Below are 19,200 nucleotides of genomic sequence, written 5' to 3'. Positions count from 1 at the left end.
ATGTGTTAAGTACAGCGTTATAGAATACTTAAATCAACAAATTTTAGACAATAAAAAAGAGCTTTTCAGCCCTTTTTTATTCAATACTTAACCTAATAAATTGGTTAACTTTTAAACCAACTAATTATTGAGCTGGCGCAGGTGCTGGCTCTGCTACAAAAATCTCTACGCGACGATTTTTTGCTTTATTTGCAGCAGTATCATTTGCCGCAATCGGCTCACGTGAGCCACGGCCTTCAATCGCAATGCGGCTTGAAGCCACACCTCTATCAGCCAAATAATCGCGCACACTTGCGGCACGGTTTAACGATAGCGGATTATTCACCGCATCACTACCAGAACTATCAGTGTGGCCGATAATCGTGACATTACTATTTGGCGTGGTTGCCAAGCTAGTCGCAAAAGTACTTAAGACCGTTCTAAAATTAGGCTGGATATCTGCACGGCCAACAGCAAAAGAAATATCACTTGGAATATCTAATTTCAAACGATTATCCGCAGTTTGCGTTACCGCAACACCAGTACCAGCAGTTGCCTCTTCCATTTGGCGTTTTTGCTCTTCTTGACGCTTAGTCCAAACGTTACCAGCCACCGCACCAACACCAGCACCAACAGCCGCGCCAATTGCCGCGCCCTTGCCTTTGCCTGCGATAGCACCAACAACCGCGCCGACACCAGCACCAATACCAGCGCCTTTAGCCGTGCCTTTTTGCGTCTCACTCATATTGGCGCAACCTCCCAGCACAAAAGCCACCAACACAGAACCGACTATCAAATTATTACGCATATTATTCTCCTTTTTTTGAAATACATAAAATTAACTGCAAACTTAAAACACCGCCAAAAATATTATAAATTCAGCTAAAAAACTCGTTAAGAAAATCTGTTAATAATTAACGCAAAGTATGCATTAACAAAGATTTTAACCTCTGTTAATTAACGCACATTAACAGAAATAGTTTACCAATAATGCTTAATAAAAGATGTTAATAAAAGTAAATACAGACTGTTTAATTAACTTGTATCTAAATAGAAGTTTCGCGCACCATGACAATCATAACAAATGCTCAACTCTTAAATTTTAGTTGGTTTTAAATTCCCCTGCTACCGCGCCTGCGCTGCTATTAAAAGTTGGGAGTTTTTAAGCGAGGACTGTTTGAGCCCAACGGTTTATTGCGCTTCTATTAATTTGGCTTTTTGCTTTGCTTGTATTTTATTAGCCTTTTTAATAAGTTCTAAGGCGGCCTTTGCTTCGTCACTATCAACAAGCTCACGCTTTAACACTTCATTTTGCAACGTGAATTTCAAAAAATCATCATCAATTTTTATCGTTGGGCTTAGTTTTTTCAACTCCTTCCTTAACGCTGCCAACACACTCTCACTTGTTAATAAAGCTGCTAATGAAAATTTACTGGTTGCCTGTTGCTGTTGAAAAAACGCAGTCATTGATGATTGGGTAAACCCTTCTCGACTTAAAGTACCAAAGCAGTCTAAGAGTTGGGAGTTTTTTGGACTGGTATTTAATAAGTCCACTTCAAAAATCAAGGACTTATCAATTGGCTGTCTAAAATGAATTTTGTAAACTTGCCATATCGCACCATTAGTTAGCACAATCCATTCAATACCATGATTAGCTCCATAATCAATGGCTTGTTTAATATGATTGTCTTTCAGGTCAACATTTATTGCTTTAGCTTCAATAAGAAATCTAACATCACTACCTACTTTTACTGCCAAATCCACATACGTGCCTCGTATTGCAAACTCAGTGGTAATTTCAATGTATTTTTTATAGCCAAGAAGCTCAGCAAGCATGTCCCCCAAAATGACTACAGTATCTGACTCACTAATATCTCGACTTTTTGCATCTGATAGTATGGTTTGAAAACGTTTAAGGTTAAGACTAATCCTGTCACTGACTTTTTTTGTAATCGCCATACTTTAATCCCCTTGAGTTTTAACGCTGTTTATAATAATGGGCAAACTTTAAAAGTTGCAAGTCACCCCAGCTCTACCTGCACCAAATTATCCGAAAACGTAGTCGAATGCCCCATATCCCCAAACTCCGCCGAACTAATACAATTCACCGTTCCCTTATTTAACTGCCGCCAATACCCAAGCGTCGCCACCACAATCCCAGGATTCACATCTTTGGTTATGCGTGCATCACCTTCAAACGCGCCACGTTCATTAAACACGCGCACTTTTGCACCGTCTTTAATACCACGCATATCGGCATCGGCTGCATTAATCATCACAAACTGCTCACCCTGCCCTTTGATCTTTTCGGTCACATTAGCGTAGCAAGAGTTTAAAAAGCCATGACTTTTTGGTGAAATAATACTTAAGGGATATTTGGCAGCCAATGCTGGATTACTGTCTGCAGATTCACGCGAGGCAACGTAATCGGGCAGAGAATCTAAATCTTCATTTGGCTGAAAGCCTTCGTACATTTGTCTAAAAGGCCCTGCGACAAAGTTTTTTGCACCTTCTACCAAGAACATACATTTGCCTGTTGGCGTTGGAAATTTACCTTCTTTGTGCGGTACTCGGTTGTCTTTAGTGCCTACGTTTAACCTTGCAAAGCCATGCTCGCGCAAATAGGCTAAATCAATACCATCACAAGCTGGCGCATCCCAAGCAACATAGTTTTCCAAACATTCAGAATCTGACCATTTGAAGTTTTCTTCTTCAAAACCCAATCGCTTGGCCAAACGGCGGAAAATCTCGTTATTAGAAATTGCCTCACCTGGTGCATCTATGCATTTCGCGTTGTAGGTCAAGTACAAATGTCCCCACGAAAGAATCATATCTTCCATCTCCGCGCCCATGGTGGCTGGCAGCACAATGTCGGCATAGGCGGCGGTATCGGTAATAAAGTGATCCGCCACAATGGTAAATAAATCTTCGCGTTGTAAACCCGCAACTATCTTGTCAGTTTCGGGCGATTGCGTCACTGGGTTGGTATTCCAAACCATAATGGATTTAATCGGCACATCTAGTTTGATTTCGTTCGTTAACACACGGCCAAGTTGCAGAATATTCACGACTGGTGTGCCTTCTGGAATTAAATCAGGGCGCGAAATTACATCGAATTTATAGGGATGTTCCCAGACAGGAAATTGCAGCGCGCCGCCGCCAACATGTCGCCAAGCGCCAATCAATGCAGGCAAACAGGTCACAGCGCGAATGGCTTGACTGCCGCCATAACTGCGTTCTAAAGCAACGCCTAAACGAATCGCAGCCGGTGGCGTAGTGGCATATTCTCTAGCGAATTGACGGATATCTTCTGCTGGAATACCAGTGATGCTTTCGGCCCATTCTGGCGTGCGAGTTTTGGCGCGCTCTGCTAATTCTTTATAGCCAACGGTGTAATTATCAACATAATCTTGGTCGACCAAACCTTCTTCGATAATCACATTCATCATCGCCATCGCCAATGCGCCATCTGTGCCGGGTTTTGGCGCAATATGCCAATCCGCTAATTTGGCGGTTTTAGATGCATAAGAATCTACCACGACGACTTTTGCGCCACTTTTCTGCGCTTCGTGAATAATATGCCAGTGATGCAAATTGGTAGAAACCGAGTTACATGCCCAGATAACAATATATTTAGAGTGAATAAAACTTTCTGGATCTACGCCAGCCGTTGGCCCAACAGTCAATAGCCATGCGGTACATGAACCTTCACCACAGAATGTACGCTCAGTAACCGTTGCGCCAAGGCGATTAAAAAAAGCATCGCCTCCATTTAAACCGTGCACCAAACCTTGATTGCCCAGATAGCTGGCAGGCATAATCGCACGCGGGCCATTTTCTTTAATGATGGCTTGCCACTTATTTACAATCGTATCTAATGCTTCATCCCAAGTGATTCTTTCGAATTGCTTGCTGCCTTTTGGACCCGTTCTTTTCATCGGATAAAGCAGGCGATCTGGATGATAATGGCGTTTTTCGTAATCTTTGAGTTTGACGCATAAACCGCCGCGCGTCATGGGGTGTTCTTTATTGCCAGTTACTGAAATAAGCTTGTCATCTTTAACCGTATAAACCATAGAGCAAGTATCAGGGCAATCATGCGGACAACCGCCGTGAAAGGTTTTAGTGCCAGAATCACTTATATTCTCTTGTAAACTATTGGCTAAATCTTTGGCAACTGGCGCATTCATATACAACTCCTCAAGATTGATACGGACTTTGCTTATTGAATTTAAGTCTTTTATTTTATAGTGTTTGCATCAATATATACCTATCTGTATAGCAGTGCAATGGCATAATTAACCTCTTATTTATCGGCTTACTTAACACTTTATTTATGGCAAAAAACCAAGCATTAACCTTACTCGGCGGATTAGCACCTAGCGAATTCTTAACAGAATATTGGCAAAAAAAACCGCTGCTAATCAAGAATGCGATTCCCAATTTTTCCGGATTATTAAGCCCAGATGATTTGGCTGGATTAGCTTGCGAAGATGAAGTGCAATCGCGCATCGCGCAAATAAAAGGCGGCAAATGGTTGGTTAAGAATGGTCCTTTTGATGAAGCGACTTTCAGCAAATTACCGAATAAAGATTGGACATTATTAGTACAAAGCGTGAATCATTATTTGCCAGAAGCGGCGGATCTATTGGCGCAATTTGATTTTATTCCGCATGCCAGATTAGACGATTTAATGGTAAGTTACGCGCCAGACGGCGGCGGCATTGGTGCGCATGTAGATAGTTATGATGTATTTTTGCTACAAGGTAGTGGACGTAGAAATTGGAAAATCAGCAGCCAAACAGACTTAAGTTTGATTGAAAATGCGCCGCTAAAAATACTGAAAAACTTTGAGCCAGAGCAAGAATGGATTTTAGAAGCGGGCGATATGCTTTATCTGCCGCCACAAATCGCCCATTTGGGCACTGCCGTGGGCGAAGATTGCATGACGTATTCCATTGGTTTTCGCGCGCCTAAGGAACAAGAGTTGATGCATGAATTTTTAAGCTATCTGCAAGATGACTTAACCCTAAAAAACAGTCAAAATTTATACTCTGACCCAGATTTACAGTTGCAAAAACATCCTGCTGAAATCGGCGATGCGATGATTGACCAAGTAAGCGATATGCTGCAAAAAATCACTTGGGATAAAAATAATGTAGCGGATTTTTTAGGTAAGTATTTAACAGAACCTAAGCCAGACGTGTTTTTTGAACCTGCGAAAGGGTTAAGTAAAAAGCAATTTCTGGTGCGTTTGCAACAAAAAACGTTACGGCTGGATTTAAAATCGCAACTGTTGTTTACCAATCATGTCTTTTATTTAAATGGCGAAAAATTGTTGGTAGAAAATGCATTGATAGAAACACTGAAAGACTTTGCCAATAATCGTTACTTAGACAAAAATAACGTAACAGAAAGCTTACATAACTCACTTGCAGATACGTTTTTTGAACATTATTTGGCTGGCTTTATTGTCTTTGAATAGTTTTTTTGAGTTAATTAAGCTTAAATTAATTTTGCAGGAATGATGATGGATGAAACAGAATTAATTGCCGATAGCGTGATGCTAGGTGAGCGCAGTTACGTTGCAGCGCTGGATTTGGTGATTGCGCAGGCCGAAAATCATTTGTTGATCTTTGACCAAAGTTTTGAAAAAGGCGATTACGCCAGCTTGAAACGTTTTGAGTTGATTCAACATTTTCTTGCCAAAAATGCACAATCTGAGCTGACTATTATTTTGCAAAATGCACAGTTTTTTAGTGTTAACTGCCCGCGTTTATTCGATTTATTAAGCATTTATGCGCATAAAATGCGCGTGTATGAAACCAATGACTTTGCCAAAATAGCCAAAGATTGCTTTGTGATTGCCGATAAAAAACATTACTGCCGACGCTTTCATATCGACCAAGCGCGCTTTAAATTTGCGCTGAATGATGTGGAAACGACAGCAAGTTTGCTGTTGCGATATGATGAATTGTTAGCAGAAACTGCTGACACGATTTCAGTGACCAAATTAGGCTTGTGATTAGAGTGTGTTTAAATTTTTGAATATATCTAAACCGCTATTTTTAAGGAATATGCTTGAAAAAATCCAGATTACTTAATACTAGATTGCTCCATGTAAGCTTAGTTTTCGCAATGTTTGGTTTAATGATAATTAGTTTGATTGCGCATGCCGAAACTGAATTTAAAATCATCACGTTACAACACCGTTTTGCCAGTGATTTATTGCCGACTATTACGCCAATGGTCGGCGCAGATGGCACAGCGACTGGTATGCAAAACCAATTAATTTTGCGCGCATCGTCAGAACGCATGCGGAATATTGAGGCGATGATAGAGACCTTAGATACTGAGCGCGTTAACCGCAGAATTACGGTAAGCAATAGCAATAATATCGACAGCCAGTTAGACAGAACCGAAGCCAGCGGAACGATTAGAAGAGGCAATGTCATCATCTCTAACGATAGACGCGCAGCACCGAATACTGGGCGAATCGACATTGAGCGCAGCACTTCAAACACCTCTCGCAACAACAATCAGTTTATTAATGTGGTCGATGGCGAGCGCGCTTACATTAGCAATGGCCAAATTGTGCCTTTTACGCAGGAATGGATCAGCCTCAGTAAGCGTTATATACAAATTGACCGATTAACCGATTGGCGTGAAGTGACCACTGGTTTTGCGGTAAGACCACGTACGATTGGTAATCAAGTTGAGCTGGAAATCACGCCGCGCATCGCACGATTAAATAATCAAGGGTTTATTGATTTTGAATCGCTAACAACCACCATTAGAGTTGGTCTAGGTGATTGGGTGAATATTGGCGGCACAATGCAAAATAATGATGAAATAAGTCGCAAAATTTTGGGCTTACAATCAACGTCCAATAGTCAAAATAGCAATATAAACATCAAAGTCGAATAGTTACTTTGCAATTTAAATGAGATTTACAGCATAAATTGTTGCAAATCAACGCCTTTATTCTTCAAATAACGGGTTAAGTTCAAAAATCTAGTGGAATATTTTATAATTGCTGGTAAAATTCTTTCCATCCGGCGGACTTAGGTGGTCCACCGTAATGGTTAAAACTCTTAGTCTACACACTCTCGTTAAGGATATATAAATGACACGTTCTGCCCTATTAGCTGCATTATTAGCACTTGCATTAACTGCTTGTGGTCAAAAACCTGCTGAAGAAGCTCCAGTTACTGACGCTCCTGCTGTTGAAGCTCCTGCCGCTGAAACTCCAGCTGCTGAAACTCCAGTTGAAGCTGCTCCTGCTGAAGCCGCACCAGCTGAAGCTGCTCCTGCTGAAGCCGCACCAGCAGAGCCAGCTCCTGCAACTGCACCATAATTTAGTTAATCGTTAAAACCTAATTAATTTTAGGTTTTAGTGAAGACTAGATAACAAAAAAGCCGACTTAATGTCGGCTTTTTTGTTATGTTGAATCTTTTTATTTTTAATAATTTCAGAATGTATTTCAAACTAAAAATAGGTCCAATTAAGTGAGTAAATCACAACCAATCGAACAGAGTTAACCCTTAAAAAGCATCCATTAATTGGCTAGCTAAAACCGCGCCATTCAAAACCGCTGGTCTGTTGTGCAATCCCAATCCAATCGGCTTCGCAATTTAATGCGTTACTTAAGGCAGTTTTAGCTAAATCTTGTGTGTTATTTTTTGCGCTAAGATGCGCGGCAACAATATGTTTTAGCTTTGTATTATCCAACTTAGCCAACAGTTGCGCAGCACTCGTATTATCCAAATGACCCAGGCGACTGCCAACACGCTTTTTAAGTGACCAAGCATATGGACCATTTTCCAACATATTCAAGTCGTGATTACATTCCAGCACCAAGGCATCACAACCATTTAATACCTGTTCGATATGATATGTTGACGAGCCTGCATCAGTTAATACGCCTAATTTGTACTGACCATCAGAAAAAGTAAATTGTGTCGGCTCGCGCGCATCATGCGGCACAGGATAAGGCGTAATTTGTAAATCTTGTACTTCAAAACAAGTGTGGCTATCAATAAGATTCCATTGAATAGGCGCGCGCTCTGGCAGATAACGCTCAATCATTTTGTGCGTGCCGTGCGATAGCCAAACAGGAATATCGTATTTAGCGGCTAATTTAAAAGCGCCCTTTGCATGATCATCATGCTCATGCGTGATTAAAATGCCAGTGATTTGTTCAGGTGTTAAGGTTAATTTCTCTAGCCGCGCGATGACTTCTTTTGCACCAAAACCGCAGTCGAGCAATAATCTTGTTGAACCTTGCTCGACCACCATGCAGTTGCCCGCGCTACCACTACCAATAGATGCAAACCGCATTTAAATGTAAGTCCGCAGAGTAGCCTTATTTCAGTTGATCATATAACAATGAAATAATACGATTAGCGGTCGTGCTGCGGTTGCGGGTACCATCTTCGTTCACCACGTTCACACTACTTCCACCATTTTCTACTTCAACCACTTTGATGCGATATTGTTTAGAAGGATCAGATTTTGTGTCATCACCTTTCCAAAACTTCATTTTATCGACTATAGTTTTCTCTTCTTTTGGCTTAGATTTATTTTCGATTTCTTCATCGCTATCTTTCCAAAATGCCAACGTATCTAACAAGCCTTTTTTCTTTTTCGGGCCAGTATCAATGTCTACATCTGAATAACGTACAAAGAATAGGCCAGTAGAACGATCTTTATCTTCAGTCACAAAGCCGACTCTATCTAAAGCCAAACCAACTCTGCGCCAGCCGCGATCAAACGGATCATTCAAATTAAGTGTGACACTGTTATCGGCCTCTTTAACCACATCGGCACGTTTTTCATTCACAGGATTCGCAACGATTTCTTGTGCACGTTTTTCTTCAACGCCTAACTTAACCATCAATCGACGCAATAATTCAGCATCTAAATCGCCATCTTTTTCTTCTACGGTTTTTTGACTAGGGTCTGCACGATAACCAGTATCGATTTCACCCAATTGCGTTTGCACTCTATTTTTACCGTCGTCTGGCGCGCCACTAACTGTGCGGTGCGTCATATAAATTTCAGTTGAGCCTTCTTTTTCGCCACGTTCTAAACGCGTACGAAATTTGCGTCTGTCTGCTAAACCAGATAATTTATCCATCCATTTATCGAATTTTTCGCCAATATTTCTTTTCTCATCTTTGGCTTTAATCGCATCCGCTTCAATCCACTCGGTTTCCATCACGCCTGTTTGCGCATTTTCTACGCGTACCGCAAAACCTTGCTCAATCCAAAATTCACGCACTGCTGGCCAAATTTTTTCAGCTGGCGCATTTACTACCAACCAACGTTGCGCACCAGCTTTTTCTAAACGCACACCCTCTGAAGTCGGCAATACTTTTTCCACGCCCACTTCTTGGCCGTCTTGCGCTTGATTATAGGTACTGTAACTGGTGCTGCCACCTGGAACATTGTAAGCATCGCTCGTTTGTACACTGGTCAAATCTGGCGGCACTTCTAACGGTTTTGCACGTCCTGCGCCTTTATAATCAGAAGAAGTATCAATGAATGGAATAGAATCGCAAGCTGTTACTAACATTGCCAATACAATTCCTGCTGTCAATTTTAACACCTGCTTTTTTACGAGTTGTTTCATATTAATTATCACCATTTATATTGCTAGCCCTAATAATTTAAATACCATCATTTCAATGTTGTCATTTAAACACTGCGTCGCTTAAACACTACTAATGCAACATTTTTATCATTTTAAAGCTTAAGTAATTTCTGCGCTTTTCATTGCCAACCGCAACACATCATGAAATTGCGCCGAACAATTAACCATTGGTAAACGAATACCCGATTGAATTAGACCCATTTGTTGTAAAATCCATTTTGCGGGGATTGGATTTGCTTCAACGAATAATTTTTGATGTAGTGCAAATAATTTCCCGTTGATCTCACACGCTTTCGCTACATTTCCCGCCATCGCAGCCACAACCATCTCATGCATCAGTTTTGGCGCAACGTTAGCCGTTACTGAAATCACACCTTGTGCGCCAAGCAACATTAGTGCCATTCCAGTAGCGTCATCCCCACTGTAAACTGCAAAATCTTTAGGCATACGCAACAGCAAATCGGTTCCGCGCTCAATACCACCGGTCGCATCTTTAATACCGACAATATTCGCAATTGCCGATAAACGTATCACCGTATCATTACTAATATCACAGCCTGTACGACCTGGTACGTTATACAAAATCTGCGGAATATCAACCGCAGCAGCAATCGCCGCAAAATGCTGATACAAACCTTCTTGTGTCGGCTTGTTGTAATAAGGCGCCACTAAAAGACAAGCGTTCGCGCCTAATTCTTTCGCATTTTTGGTTAGCTCAATCGCTTCACGCGTGGAGTTTGCGCCAGTACCTGCAATCACTGGCACGCGACCAGCCACTTGCTCAACCGTCGTTTTAATCAGCAAACAATGCTCATCGACATCTACCGTAGGCGATTCACCCGTCGTTCCGACGACCACGATGCCGTCTGTGCCAGCTTCGATATGCCAATCAATCAGTTTGCGTAGCGCGCCTAAATCTAAACTACCATCATCAAACATCGGCGTGACGATAGCAACCATACTACCTTGCAACATAGTTAACCTTCACCTACAAAATTATGAGTATTTTAACTGAAACTAGCTGCTTAATGCGAATACGTCGCTGATTCAATTGGCATAAAGCTTGATAAATTGATTAACGAGTATTCATGCATGTGTTTACACCAATATGACAAGCAACGCCTTAGCTCTATTTTGGTTGATTCGTCATTGCATTTAAGCGTTTAAGCTGATGAGATGACTAGGCTTTAAGCGGTATAATTCAACTCAAATTGAAATAATTAACATGCAAATTCATTCAAATATTAAAGCTGAATCATTAATCGTGCGAATCGATGCGATTTTGCCACAAACGCAATGTGAAAAATGCGGCTATCCTGGTTGCAAACCTTACGCAACAGCTATTGTAAATGGCGAGGCAGATATTAACCAATGTCCACCAGGTGGCGATGCTGGCATACGCGCATTGGCTAATTTGACGCACCAACAATATAAGCCACTTAACCCTAAAAATGGGTTAGAAAAACCTAAAGCATTGGCTGTTATCGACGAAGCAACTTGCATCGGTTGTACTTTATGCATTCAAGCTTGTCCAGTAGACGCGATATTGGGCGCGTCTAAACAGATGCATACGGTGATTGCAATGGAATGTACTGGCTGCGAATTGTGTGTGGCGCCCTGCCCTGTCGATTGCATCACGATGCAAGAAGATATCTCGCATGACTGGTCGTTGAATTACCCTGTCATTACTAGTGATAAAGCCAAAGCAGTAGCCGATTTAGCACGCAAACGTTACGATTTCAGGCTGAGTAGAATTGAGCGCGACAAAGTGGAGCTTATGCAAAAACATGCTGAACGCACTGCGATATCTAAAGTCGAATCGGCAAAACAGTCTATAAAAAAATCTGCCGTTGCTACCGCCATAGAACGTGCGAAGCTGTTAAAAATAGCATCACAAATCTTAACCAACATCGCTAAAGATTAATGCTCTACTAAAGATAACTCCTATACTTAACCTTATATTTCTATGAATAATCGTACCTTTATTAATTACACCCTAAAATGAACGCAGAAAAACGTTTTGAGATTTTCAGGCGCTTAAGTATTGCGATTCCGCATCCAACGACTGAGCTGGAATTTAGCAGCACATTTGAATTGCTAATCGCCGTCATCTTATCCGCACAAGCTACCGATAAAGGCGTAAATATTGCTACGCGCAAATTATTCGCCGTCGCTAATACACCACAATCCATATTCAATTTGGGCATTGAAGGCTTAGAGCCTTATATTAAAACCATCGGTTTATATCATGCAAAAGCGAAAAACGTGATTGCCTGCTGCAAACAGTTAGTTGATTTGCACAATAGCAATGTGCCGGACACCAGAGTTGCGTTAGAAGCCTTGTCAGGCGTAGGTCGCAAAACAGCCAACGTAATCTTGAACACTGCTTACGGCCAACCCACTATTGCGGTAGATACGCATTTGTTTCGTCTAGGCAATCGCATTAAATTAGCCACCGGCAAAAACGTATTCGCAGTCGAGCAAAAATATTTAAAGACGATTCCAGCCGTTTTTCTAAAAGATGCGCATCATTTATTGATTTTGCACGGTCGCTACACTTGCACCGCGCGCAATCCAAAATGCGGCGAATGTTGCATCGTGGATTTGTGTGAATATACGCATAAAAACATTCCCAAAACACATCTGATGGCGGGTGAAGGTAGCCTGAATAAAATGCCTGAAGAGTTATTGAGCAACATATGAAAGTCGCCACTGGATTAGCAATCGGCAATAAAGCGTTGCCAGAATTGGCAGCGCAAGCCGTGTTAAGCGCGATGCAAAAAGCAGAGTTAGATTCGCCAACTTGCGTATTATTATTTTTAACCTCAGAGTTTGCTGCAAAGCCGCAGTTAGCGATTAAAGCCGCCGCCAAAGCGGCAAGTTGCACGCAAATAATCGGCTGTTCTGCGATTGGTATTTTTACCGAAGAAGATTGGGTGATTGATAGCCCCGCTGCTGCTGCCATGGTTTTTTCTGAAAATATTTGGGTAAAAAATACAGATAAAAACCAAGAGGAAAATACGGGAATACTGAATGATAAAACTAATGAAAATTTTGGGTTAACTAAGCAGTCTATTTTACTCACGCTTGCCGCGCCCAGCGCGATCAATAGTTCATGGCTAGATTCAAAGTCCGCTCGATTTGGTGGTGTTTCTGGTGATGCGATTGGACATGGCGCTTTTTCGGTATGGGAGAACGCAAAGGGCGTGACGCAAGGTTTATGCGAAATGCAATTAAGCAATACGGATTACGCGGTCGGCGCCACGCATGGCTTAAAATTAATCACCAGCCCACGCAGAGTTACCGCTTGTCATCAGCATGACATTCAAAAAGTGGCTAATTTGCCCGCATTGAATACCTTAAAATCTGCGTTCAACAAACATGCAGCAAACACTGCGCCAACAAGCCAAACTTCACTACCTTATCATCAGCTAATGGCGGTTCATGCCACGCACGCATCGCAAATCGAGCGTGGTGATTATTCGCTGGCTACGATTATTGCAGGAGACGAATCGGCTGGTACAGTAACACTCGCCAAGCCTTTACAAGTGGGCGATTGGTTAAGTTGGGCAGTGCGCGATAGTGATGCCGCGCAAATAGATTTAGTGAAAACAGCCACGCAACTTAAACAACAATTAGCGGTAAAACCTGCGTTTTCTTTATTGTTTTCAAACCTTGGTCGTGGGCCGTATCTATACAACGGCATTGATCAGGATCTAGCATTAATCAAAACGCTATTTCCACAATTACCGTTGATCGGTTTTTATGGCAATGGCGAAATCGCGCCGATTCTGGGCAAAAATACCTTGTTACAATATTCTGCAGTGTTAGGACTTTTTGGACGTTAATATGGCTTTATTCAATCCTTCTCGTGATGAAGTGCGTGAATTCTTTTTTGGTACTTGGGCTAAATTTAATTCGCAGCAAACCTTAACCGAATTAGAAAAAATCGGCTTAAGCGTGATGCATCTGCATCCCGAATATCAGGATATTTTAAGTAAACCAGAACACTATAAACAAGTCGCTTATTATCCAGAATTGGGTGAAACCAACCCGTTTTTGCACATGAGTTTACACTTATCTATTTTGGAACAGATCAGCATTAATCAGCCGATTGGCATTGCGCCAATCTATGAAAAACTAAAGATCAAACATCAAAATGAGCACGATGCATTACATGATATTTTAGATTGTTTGGCCGAAACGATTTGGCTGGCGCAGCGCAATAATACGGGTTTAGATAGCGCACATTATTTAACTTTATTGCAGCAAAAAGCCGGCATTATTTAGCTTTCAAGCCGCAGCTTCAAGCAGCGTTTTGACGCGACTTAACCCTTCAATTTGCTTAATTTTTCCTTACATGATTGAATATTGACCATGACAACAAGCAATGTGCATGACTGGCTGAATCAACATGGAGATTTTTTATATCGATTCGCGTTAGCACGTTTGCGTGACCCGCACTTGGCAGAAGACGTGGTGCAAGAAACCTTTTTAGCGGCGATTAAAAGCCCATCATTTGCTGGTGACTCATCCCCACGCACTTGGTTAACCGGTATTTTGAAGCATAAAATTATTGATGTGATGCGCAAGAATGTGCGCGAAATCGTAGCCAGCGATTTAATGTCCGATGCTGATGCCAGTATGGATGAATTCTTTGATGATACTGGTCATTGGATTGAAGGACCGCAGGCTTGGGATATGCCTGAAGATGCGTTAGAACAAAAACAGTTTTTGCGTATATTGCAAAACTGCATGGACAAATTACCCGCCAAATTAGCTGCGCTTTTCATGTTACGAGATGTGCAAGAAACAGATAATGATGAAATTTGTAAGGAACTGAATATCACCGCGACCAATGCTTGGGTGATGTTGTATAGAGCCCGCATGGGTATTCGAAAATGTCTGGAAATCAATTGGCTTGGTGTTTAATTTTGGGGAGCTTAAATCTTTAACATGTTGACTTGTAGAGAAACAACTCAACTTATTTCAAAATCGTTAGATCGCCAGTTATCTTGGCGGGAACGTTTTGCGGTACGTCTACATTTATGCATATGCAAATACTGCAAGCGCTTTAGCCAGCAATTGGTGGTGATGCGTAATGCGTTGAATCGTATGACTAAATCGATTGAAGATGATGATAGCATTCAGTTGCCAGTGGAAACTAAAACCCGTATCGCTCACTCAATTGAATCTGTGGTTGATTGAATTGCGTATATAAATTGTATATAAAATGAGTTTGGCTCTATAAAATATTTACTTAATCGCTTACTTAACCTAATTTTTGTCACAACTTTTTTAATCAAAACTTATTCACTTAACAAGAAGGAAATAAATCATGAAAACTTCTAACAAAACAATCGCTTTAGCATTATCAGGCGCATTCGCTTTATCTGTCGGTGCGACAACTGTTAACGCAGCAGAAAATCCATTTGCGATTAAAGCATTATCTAGCGGCTACCAAGTGGCAGATGCTGATTCAAAAGCAAAAGAAGGTAGCTGTGCAGAAGGTAAATGTAGTACAGAAATGAAAAAAGATCACGCTAAAGCCAAAGATGGCAAATGTGGCGAAGGCAAATGCAGCGCTGAGAAAAAAGCTGCTGCTGAAGCAAAGGCTAAAGAAGGCAGCGGCGCAGAAAAAGCTAAATAATTAATCGTTATTTAATCACTAAAGTTACACATAATTATTAGCTATACGTAATCATTGTGGCATCTTTAGCGGATATTAAAGGCGTGGGTTTGGGGTTAAAGCGTGAGCTGATTCCTCAAATCCAAAACCTTTATATAGAAGCATCTCAGCAAGATTTATCTATTCACGATTCACTCATTGCCAATATTAATTTTGTCGAAATCGCACCAGAAAACTGGATTAATGCAGGCGGCAAAGCAGAAGCCGATTTAGCTTGGTTTGTAGAACGATATCCAATCGTTTGTCACGGCTTATGCTTATCTTTAGGTGGCCCAGATCCGCTGAACAAGCACTTTTTAAAGCAAGTTAAGCAGTTTTTATCTGTGAATAAAATACCACTTTATACCGAACATTTAAGCTATTGCACTGATAATTATCAAGGTAAAACTGGCTATTTGTATGATTTATTGCCGATTCCATTTACAGAAGAAGCGGTTAAATATGTGGCGCAACGCATTCGTCAGACACAAGATATTCTAGGTCAGCACATTGCGGTAGAAAATGCCTCTTTTTATGCTGCCGCGCCCATTTCGACTATGGATGAAATCACTTTTTTAAAGGCAGTTTTGCAAGAGGCCGATTGCTGGCTGCATTTAGACATTAATAATATTTACGTCAACAGCGTGAATTTTGCCCACAAGCAAGACCCCATCAAACTAGCGCAGGATTTTTTACGAAAAATTCCTGCTGAACGCATTATCTACAGCCACATTGCTGGACATTATCAGCAATCGCCCACGCTATTAATCGACACGCATGGCAAAGATGTGATTGACCCTGTTTGGGATTTATTGGATACCGCGTATCAACTTTTCGGCACTTTTCCAACCTTGTTGGAACGTGATAATAATATTCCGCCTTTGCCAGCACTGATGCGTGAGGTGAACAAAATAGCGGCGTACCAAGCACATTACCAAAACAATCTTGCAGCGCCGCAAGACTCAACACTCGCCACATGCTAGATTTTCAACGTTATCAACTGGCATTTACTGCGCATATTCGCAACCCCAAACTGCACGCAAAACCTGCCAATGTGGTTGAAAAACGCATGTCAGTTTATCGCGAATCGGTATTTAACAATATCTTTGAGTCCGTTTCTGTTTGCTTTCCTGTGTGTCAAAACGTGTTGGGTAAGCGTAAATGGCGTCATTTAATACGCAATTTTGTCGCCAATTATTCTGCTATTAGCCCATTTTTTAGAGAAATTCCACAGCAATTTTTAGCATTTTTAGAAAACATTACGGATTTACCATCTTATTTAAAACCGCTTGCGCATTACGAATGGATAGAGCTGGCGATTAGTAGCCAACAAACACGTCCGTTATCAACACAGCAAACATTGAATACACAGTTAAATTGTATGGATGATGTGATTACACTCGCACCCGCCAGCGCATTACTGGCTTACGATTACCCTGTACACAAAATATCAAAGCGCTTTAAACCCGCAGCTATTGAAAAAACTTATTTACTAGTATTTAGGAATACAAGTTTCGAAGTGAAGTTTATTGTGCTTAATCCTGTTACTTTTAATCTGTTATCGCTTACCCAGTCACAACCATTAACCGGCAGGCTTGCATTAACAACTCTTGCTAATGAATTACAACATCCAGATTTAGATCTATTTATGCGATTTGGTGCAGAGATTCTACATGACTTATGCAAGCAACAAGCAATCACACTCAGCCAAAACACGCTTGATATAAATATTCCACAATAAATTCCACCCAGCACAAATAAATTCTATATTTGGGCTTCTTAAGATGCTAGTTAGGTATAAGTTAAATCATATAGTTGCTGCCATACGTAACACCATAAAACACAATCTACATACCCCGTAAGTTGCAAAAGTTTCTGCTGAAATTTACGCATAGGCTACGACTCATAAATTGCGTCCGCAATTTCACCTCAAAATTTCGAAATAAATTTTGTATCTTTGCTTTTCCCAGAAGTGGCATCCACCCCAAACCTCTCCTCTCCAAAAGCCTTCTTTTTGAGTTTTTCATGCAGTACCTGATAAAACCTCTCATCGTGAATAGATCACTTTAAGTCAGTGACTTACTCACATATTTCCCTTCATTCAGTTTTTAATATGAATATAGTCTTGACAATAACAAAACGAAACCGTACAGTTTCATTTAAGGGGATTTATAGTAAAAGAGTATAGATTTTGCCAACAATAATTATTGGAGTTTCTGATGGTAAGAGTTAAAACTAATGCACGCTACGAAGCATTTCTAGCTGCTGCTGCTGAGGTCTTTCAGGAGATGAGTTTCGATCAGGCAACTATGGACGAGATAGCCGCAAGAGTAGGAAGTTCTAAAGCTACCCTATACCGCTACTTCGACTCCAAAGAGGCGTTGTTTATGGCACTCATCCAACGAACAGCAAATGGGCAAGGTGGCAGGATGGTCCCCATGCTTCATGCTGCTTCTGGTGGTGTACCTCCAGACCAAAATACCACAAATGATGTGGTGGACTTGATGGGAACACTCAATCCTACAGAGGACGTAGCTATTGCACTTACAAGATTTGGTCATCATGTGCTTAAAGCATTTCATACACCAAAAACTCTCGCAGTTCAGCGAATGGTTATTGCAGCATCAGTTAACCCAGAAATCGGAAGAATGTTCTATGAGCAAGGACCTGCTCGGGCAATTAAATTTGCAGAGCAATACTTTGCTGCAGTTATACAAAAAGGGCAGATCAGGCCGAGTGATCCGCATGTTGTCGCTTGCCACTATTTTGGTTTGTTGGAATCCGAGGTGCATCAGGCTGGTATATTCAATGTGGTAACCGAAATCGATGACAAAGAAATTTCCGAAATCGTAACTCGTACGATTGAAGTATTTATGCGGGCTTATGGATCATCAAAAGATTGATTAAATTTTCAGAACCTTATTTTTAAACCTATTAATACTCTTTTCAATGAAAAAAAGGAATCTTGATATGAAAACAATACCCAGCTTGAATGCAATTGTCTCCGTTACATTAATCACTATGGCACTCAATATTTCCAAAGTAATGGCAATTGAAGCACTAATCCCAAGTAATGGTGTAGTGAATGGTTTCGTTACTTCAGGGGCTTCCTCTACACCAGAGCAAGCTGTCACACCAAATGGTAGCTAAGTCGATGACTCAAAAATCGTAAACGATCCTTGGGAAGAATATAACCGGAGTATATATAGTTTTAACAATGGCTTCGATAAAGCTATTGCCCGTCCTCTTGCCAAGACCTACGAAAAAATCACGTCTGAATCAGTGCAAAATTGTGTTAGTAGTTTTTTCGGAAACCTACGTGAGCCAGGTACCGCAGTTAACCAAACTTTACAAGGCGAACCACTCAATAGTCTGCGAACGATTGGGCGTTTTGTTATCAATACGACTGTTGGTATAGCTGGATTGTATGACCCGGCTAGCTATTTTGGCATATCTAAAGGATATGAAGATTTTGGACAGACGCTTGCTGTATGGGGCTGGCAGGACTCTCGATATCTCGTTGTACCTTTGTTAGGCCCCCGCACGGTTCGCGATACTGCTAGCATAGTGGGCGATCAACCATTGTCAGCCATTGGTTATGTAGAGAATGGCAGTGTAATGTTGGGACTAAACATTATGCAACTCACGGATGCGCGTACTCGTGCCTTGCCTTTTGACGAAATACGAAGCCAATCAATTGACGAATATGTAATGGTAAGAGATGCATGGATGAAAAAGCGGGCTACTCAAATTACTAAGGACTAGTAAACCTCCACCGAATTCCTGCTACTTCTATTCTAGTTTCTTAAAAAGAAAGTGGCAGGATTTGCATTCACAATAAAAAGTTATTCATTATGGCTTTAATTGCCTCATTTAGTGGCAGCGCTCCACTTAACC

22 protein-coding genes are annotated in these 19,200 nt (G+C 41.2%); 16 read left to right on the top strand and 6 right to left on the bottom strand.

Translation table 11 applies throughout. The features are described 5' to 3' along the window. Positions 1-124: 124 nt before the first annotated feature. The 3 genes from METVE_RS0107025 to METVE_RS0107015 all read right to left on the bottom strand — a co-directional run bounded on the left by METVE_RS0107025 (position 125) and on the right by METVE_RS0107015 (position 4,169). A complete protein-coding gene (locus METVE_RS0107025; protein ID WP_020167754.1) occupies positions 125-787 on the bottom strand; it encodes an OmpA family protein in 663 nt (220 codons plus the stop codon). Positions 788-1,170: 383 nt separating this feature from the next. Continuing rightward, on the bottom strand, positions 1,171-1,938 hold the full coding sequence (locus METVE_RS0107020; RefSeq protein WP_020167753.1) for a type I restriction enzyme HsdR N-terminal domain-containing protein: 768 nt from the start codon (positions 1,936-1,938) through the stop codon (positions 1,171-1,173). Between the two features lie 62 nt (positions 1,939-2,000). Then, positions 2,001-4,169, bottom strand: coding sequence for a molybdopterin-containing oxidoreductase family protein (locus METVE_RS0107015; protein ID WP_020167752.1), 2,169 nt, complete (start codon positions 4,167-4,169; stop codon positions 2,001-2,003). Positions 4,170-4,315: 146 nt separating this feature from the next. Between METVE_RS0107015 and METVE_RS0107010 the strand changes: the two genes are divergently transcribed. The 4 genes from METVE_RS0107010 to METVE_RS0106995 all read left to right on the top strand — a co-directional run bounded on the left by METVE_RS0107010 (position 4,316) and on the right by METVE_RS0106995 (position 7,336). Further along, positions 4,316-5,464, top strand: coding sequence for a cupin domain-containing protein (locus tag METVE_RS0107010; RefSeq protein ID WP_020167751.1), 1,149 nt, complete (start codon positions 4,316-4,318; stop codon positions 5,462-5,464). A 45-nt stretch (positions 5,465-5,509) separates the two neighbouring features. Beyond that, on the top strand, positions 5,510-6,004 hold the full coding sequence (locus METVE_RS0107005; protein WP_232415423.1) for a hypothetical protein: 495 nt from the start codon (positions 5,510-5,512) through the stop codon (positions 6,002-6,004). Positions 6,005-6,129: 125 nt separating this feature from the next. Then, entirely contained in the window at positions 6,130-6,906 is a 777-nt protein-coding gene (locus METVE_RS0107000; protein ID WP_232415555.1) for a secretin N-terminal domain-containing protein, read from the top strand. Positions 6,907-7,105: 199 nt separating this feature from the next. Next, positions 7,106-7,336, top strand: a complete 231-nt coding sequence (locus tag METVE_RS0106995) for a hypothetical protein (RefSeq protein ID WP_020167748.1) — start codon at positions 7,106-7,108, stop codon at positions 7,334-7,336. A 210-nt stretch (positions 7,337-7,546) separates the two neighbouring features. Here the strand turns inward: METVE_RS0106995 and METVE_RS0106990 are convergent, their stop codons facing one another. The 3 genes from METVE_RS0106990 to dapA form a co-directional block, all read right to left on the bottom strand. After that, the gene (locus METVE_RS0106990) at positions 7,547-8,320 is read right to left on the bottom strand and encodes an MBL fold metallo-hydrolase (protein WP_020167747.1); all 774 of its coding nucleotides are present in this window, start codon (positions 8,318-8,320) and stop codon (positions 7,547-7,549) included. 25 nt (positions 8,321-8,345) lie between these two features. After that, positions 8,346-9,614 carry an outer membrane protein assembly factor BamC gene (bamC, locus tag METVE_RS0106985; protein WP_232415422.1) on the bottom strand — a complete coding sequence of 423 codons (1,269 nt, stop codon included), beginning with the start codon at positions 9,612-9,614 and terminating at the stop codon, positions 8,346-8,348. Between the two features lie 120 nt (positions 9,615-9,734). Then, the gene (dapA, locus tag METVE_RS0106980) at positions 9,735-10,610 is read right to left on the bottom strand and encodes a 4-hydroxy-tetrahydrodipicolinate synthase (RefSeq protein WP_020167745.1); all 876 of its coding nucleotides are present in this window, start codon (positions 10,608-10,610) and stop codon (positions 9,735-9,737) included. A gap of 250 nt (positions 10,611-10,860) precedes the next feature. On the opposite strand from dapA, the gene rsxB reads away from it, so the two are divergent. The 12 genes from rsxB to METVE_RS0106920 all read left to right on the top strand — a co-directional run bounded on the left by rsxB (position 10,861) and on the right by METVE_RS0106920 (position 19,068). Continuing rightward, positions 10,861-11,559: an electron transport complex subunit RsxB gene (gene rsxB / locus METVE_RS0106975; RefSeq protein WP_020167744.1), complete on the top strand. Its 699-nt coding sequence runs from the start codon at positions 10,861-10,863 to the stop codon at positions 11,557-11,559. 77 nt (positions 11,560-11,636) lie between these two features. Next, positions 11,637-12,338 carry an endonuclease III gene (nth, locus tag METVE_RS0106970; RefSeq protein ID WP_020167743.1) on the top strand — a complete coding sequence of 234 codons (702 nt, stop codon included), beginning with the start codon at positions 11,637-11,639 and terminating at the stop codon, positions 12,336-12,338. Next, positions 12,335-13,483 carry an FIST C-terminal domain-containing protein gene (locus METVE_RS0106965; RefSeq protein ID WP_020167742.1) on the top strand — a complete coding sequence of 383 codons (1,149 nt, stop codon included), beginning with the start codon at positions 12,335-12,337 and terminating at the stop codon, positions 13,481-13,483. Before nth ends, METVE_RS0106965 begins: the two co-directional genes overlap by 4 nt. Before the next feature lies 1 nt (position 13,484). Then, positions 13,485-13,925, top strand: a complete 441-nt coding sequence (locus METVE_RS0106960) for a DUF1841 family protein (protein ID WP_020167741.1) — start codon at positions 13,485-13,487, stop codon at positions 13,923-13,925. 87 nt (positions 13,926-14,012) lie between these two features. Beyond that, positions 14,013-14,567, top strand: coding sequence for a sigma-70 family RNA polymerase sigma factor (locus METVE_RS0106955; RefSeq protein ID WP_020167740.1), 555 nt, complete (start codon positions 14,013-14,015; stop codon positions 14,565-14,567). Positions 14,568-14,591: 24 nt separating this feature from the next. Then, entirely contained in the window at positions 14,592-14,843 is a 252-nt protein-coding gene (locus tag METVE_RS0106950) for a zf-HC2 domain-containing protein (protein ID WP_020167739.1), read from the top strand. 130 nt (positions 14,844-14,973) lie between these two features. Further along, on the top strand, positions 14,974-15,285 hold the full coding sequence (locus METVE_RS0106945) for an HvfA family oxazolone/thioamide-modified RiPP metallophore (protein WP_020167738.1): 312 nt from the start codon (positions 14,974-14,976) through the stop codon (positions 15,283-15,285). A 56-nt stretch (positions 15,286-15,341) separates the two neighbouring features. Continuing rightward, positions 15,342-16,286: an HvfB family MNIO-type RiPP peptide maturase gene (locus METVE_RS0106940; RefSeq protein ID WP_020167737.1), complete on the top strand. Its 945-nt coding sequence runs from the start codon at positions 15,342-15,344 to the stop codon at positions 16,284-16,286. Further along, positions 16,280-17,044: an HvfC family RiPP maturation protein gene (locus tag METVE_RS0106935; protein WP_020167736.1), complete on the top strand. Its 765-nt coding sequence runs from the start codon at positions 16,280-16,282 to the stop codon at positions 17,042-17,044. The genes METVE_RS0106940 and METVE_RS0106935 overlap by 7 nt, the downstream gene beginning before the upstream one ends. A gap of 478 nt (positions 17,045-17,522) precedes the next feature. Further along, the gene (locus METVE_RS0106930; RefSeq protein WP_020167735.1) at positions 17,523-18,206 is read left to right on the top strand and encodes a TetR/AcrR family transcriptional regulator; all 684 of its coding nucleotides are present in this window, start codon (positions 17,523-17,525) and stop codon (positions 18,204-18,206) included. A 67-nt stretch (positions 18,207-18,273) separates the two neighbouring features. Beyond that, complete coding sequence (locus METVE_RS12795; RefSeq protein ID WP_198290305.1) at positions 18,274-18,453, top strand: hypothetical protein; 180 nt, start codon at positions 18,274-18,276, stop codon at positions 18,451-18,453. A 15-nt stretch (positions 18,454-18,468) separates the two neighbouring features. Continuing rightward, positions 18,469-19,068, top strand: a complete 600-nt coding sequence (locus tag METVE_RS0106920) for an MlaA family lipoprotein (RefSeq protein WP_081621897.1) — start codon at positions 18,469-18,471, stop codon at positions 19,066-19,068. Positions 19,069-19,200 lie beyond the last annotated feature (132 nt).

This window comes from Methylotenera versatilis 79 (assembly GCF_000384375.1).
Lineage (GTDB): Bacteria > Pseudomonadota > Gammaproteobacteria > Burkholderiales > Methylophilaceae > Methylotenera_A > Methylotenera_A versatilis_B.
Note: the sequence above shows the minus strand (reverse complement) of the source record. Positions and strands in the feature narration are given on the sequence as shown.

Bases quoted from the DNA above. Each gene is read 5' to 3' on its own strand.
- METVE_RS0107025 (WP_020167754.1), bottom strand. From the start codon at position 787: ATGCGTAATAATTTGATAGTCGGTTCTGTGTTGGTGGCTTTTGTGCTG.
- METVE_RS0107020 (WP_020167753.1), bottom strand. From the start codon at position 1,938: ATGGCGATTACAAAAAAAGTCAGTGACAGGATTAGTCTTAACCTTAAA.
- METVE_RS0107015 (WP_020167752.1), bottom strand. From the start codon at position 4,169: ATGAATGCGCCAGTTGCCAAAGATTTAGCCAATAGTTTACAAGAGAAT.
- METVE_RS0107010 (WP_020167751.1), top strand. From the start codon at position 4,316: ATGGCAAAAAACCAAGCATTAACCTTACTCGGCGGATTAGCACCTAGC.
- METVE_RS0107005 (WP_232415423.1), top strand. From the start codon at position 5,510: ATGGATGAAACAGAATTAATTGCCGATAGCGTGATGCTAGGTGAGCGC.
- METVE_RS0107000 (WP_232415555.1), top strand. From the start codon at position 6,130: ATGATAATTAGTTTGATTGCGCATGCCGAAACTGAATTTAAAATCATC.
- METVE_RS0106995 (WP_020167748.1), top strand. From the start codon at position 7,106: ATGACACGTTCTGCCCTATTAGCTGCATTATTAGCACTTGCATTAACT.
- METVE_RS0106990 (WP_020167747.1), bottom strand. From the start codon at position 8,320: ATGCGGTTTGCATCTATTGGTAGTGGTAGCGCGGGCAACTGCATGGTG.
- bamC (WP_232415422.1), bottom strand. From the start codon at position 9,614: ATGAAACAACTCGTAAAAAAGCAGGTGTTAAAATTGACAGCAGGAATT.
- dapA (WP_020167745.1), bottom strand. From the start codon at position 10,610: ATGTTGCAAGGTAGTATGGTTGCTATCGTCACGCCGATGTTTGATGAT.
- rsxB (WP_020167744.1), top strand. From the start codon at position 10,861: ATGCAAATTCATTCAAATATTAAAGCTGAATCATTAATCGTGCGAATC.
- nth (WP_020167743.1), top strand. From the start codon at position 11,637: ATGAACGCAGAAAAACGTTTTGAGATTTTCAGGCGCTTAAGTATTGCG.
- METVE_RS0106965 (WP_020167742.1), top strand. From the start codon at position 12,335: ATGAAAGTCGCCACTGGATTAGCAATCGGCAATAAAGCGTTGCCAGAA.
- METVE_RS0106960 (WP_020167741.1), top strand. From the start codon at position 13,485: ATGGCTTTATTCAATCCTTCTCGTGATGAAGTGCGTGAATTCTTTTTT.
- METVE_RS0106955 (WP_020167740.1), top strand. From the start codon at position 14,013: ATGACAACAAGCAATGTGCATGACTGGCTGAATCAACATGGAGATTTT.
- METVE_RS0106950 (WP_020167739.1), top strand. From the start codon at position 14,592: ATGTTGACTTGTAGAGAAACAACTCAACTTATTTCAAAATCGTTAGAT.
- METVE_RS0106945 (WP_020167738.1), top strand. From the start codon at position 14,974: ATGAAAACTTCTAACAAAACAATCGCTTTAGCATTATCAGGCGCATTC.
- METVE_RS0106935 (WP_020167736.1), top strand. From the start codon at position 16,280: ATGCTAGATTTTCAACGTTATCAACTGGCATTTACTGCGCATATTCGC.
- METVE_RS0106930 (WP_020167735.1), top strand. From the start codon at position 17,523: ATGGTAAGAGTTAAAACTAATGCACGCTACGAAGCATTTCTAGCTGCT.
- METVE_RS12795 (WP_198290305.1), top strand. From the start codon at position 18,274: ATGAAAACAATACCCAGCTTGAATGCAATTGTCTCCGTTACATTAATC.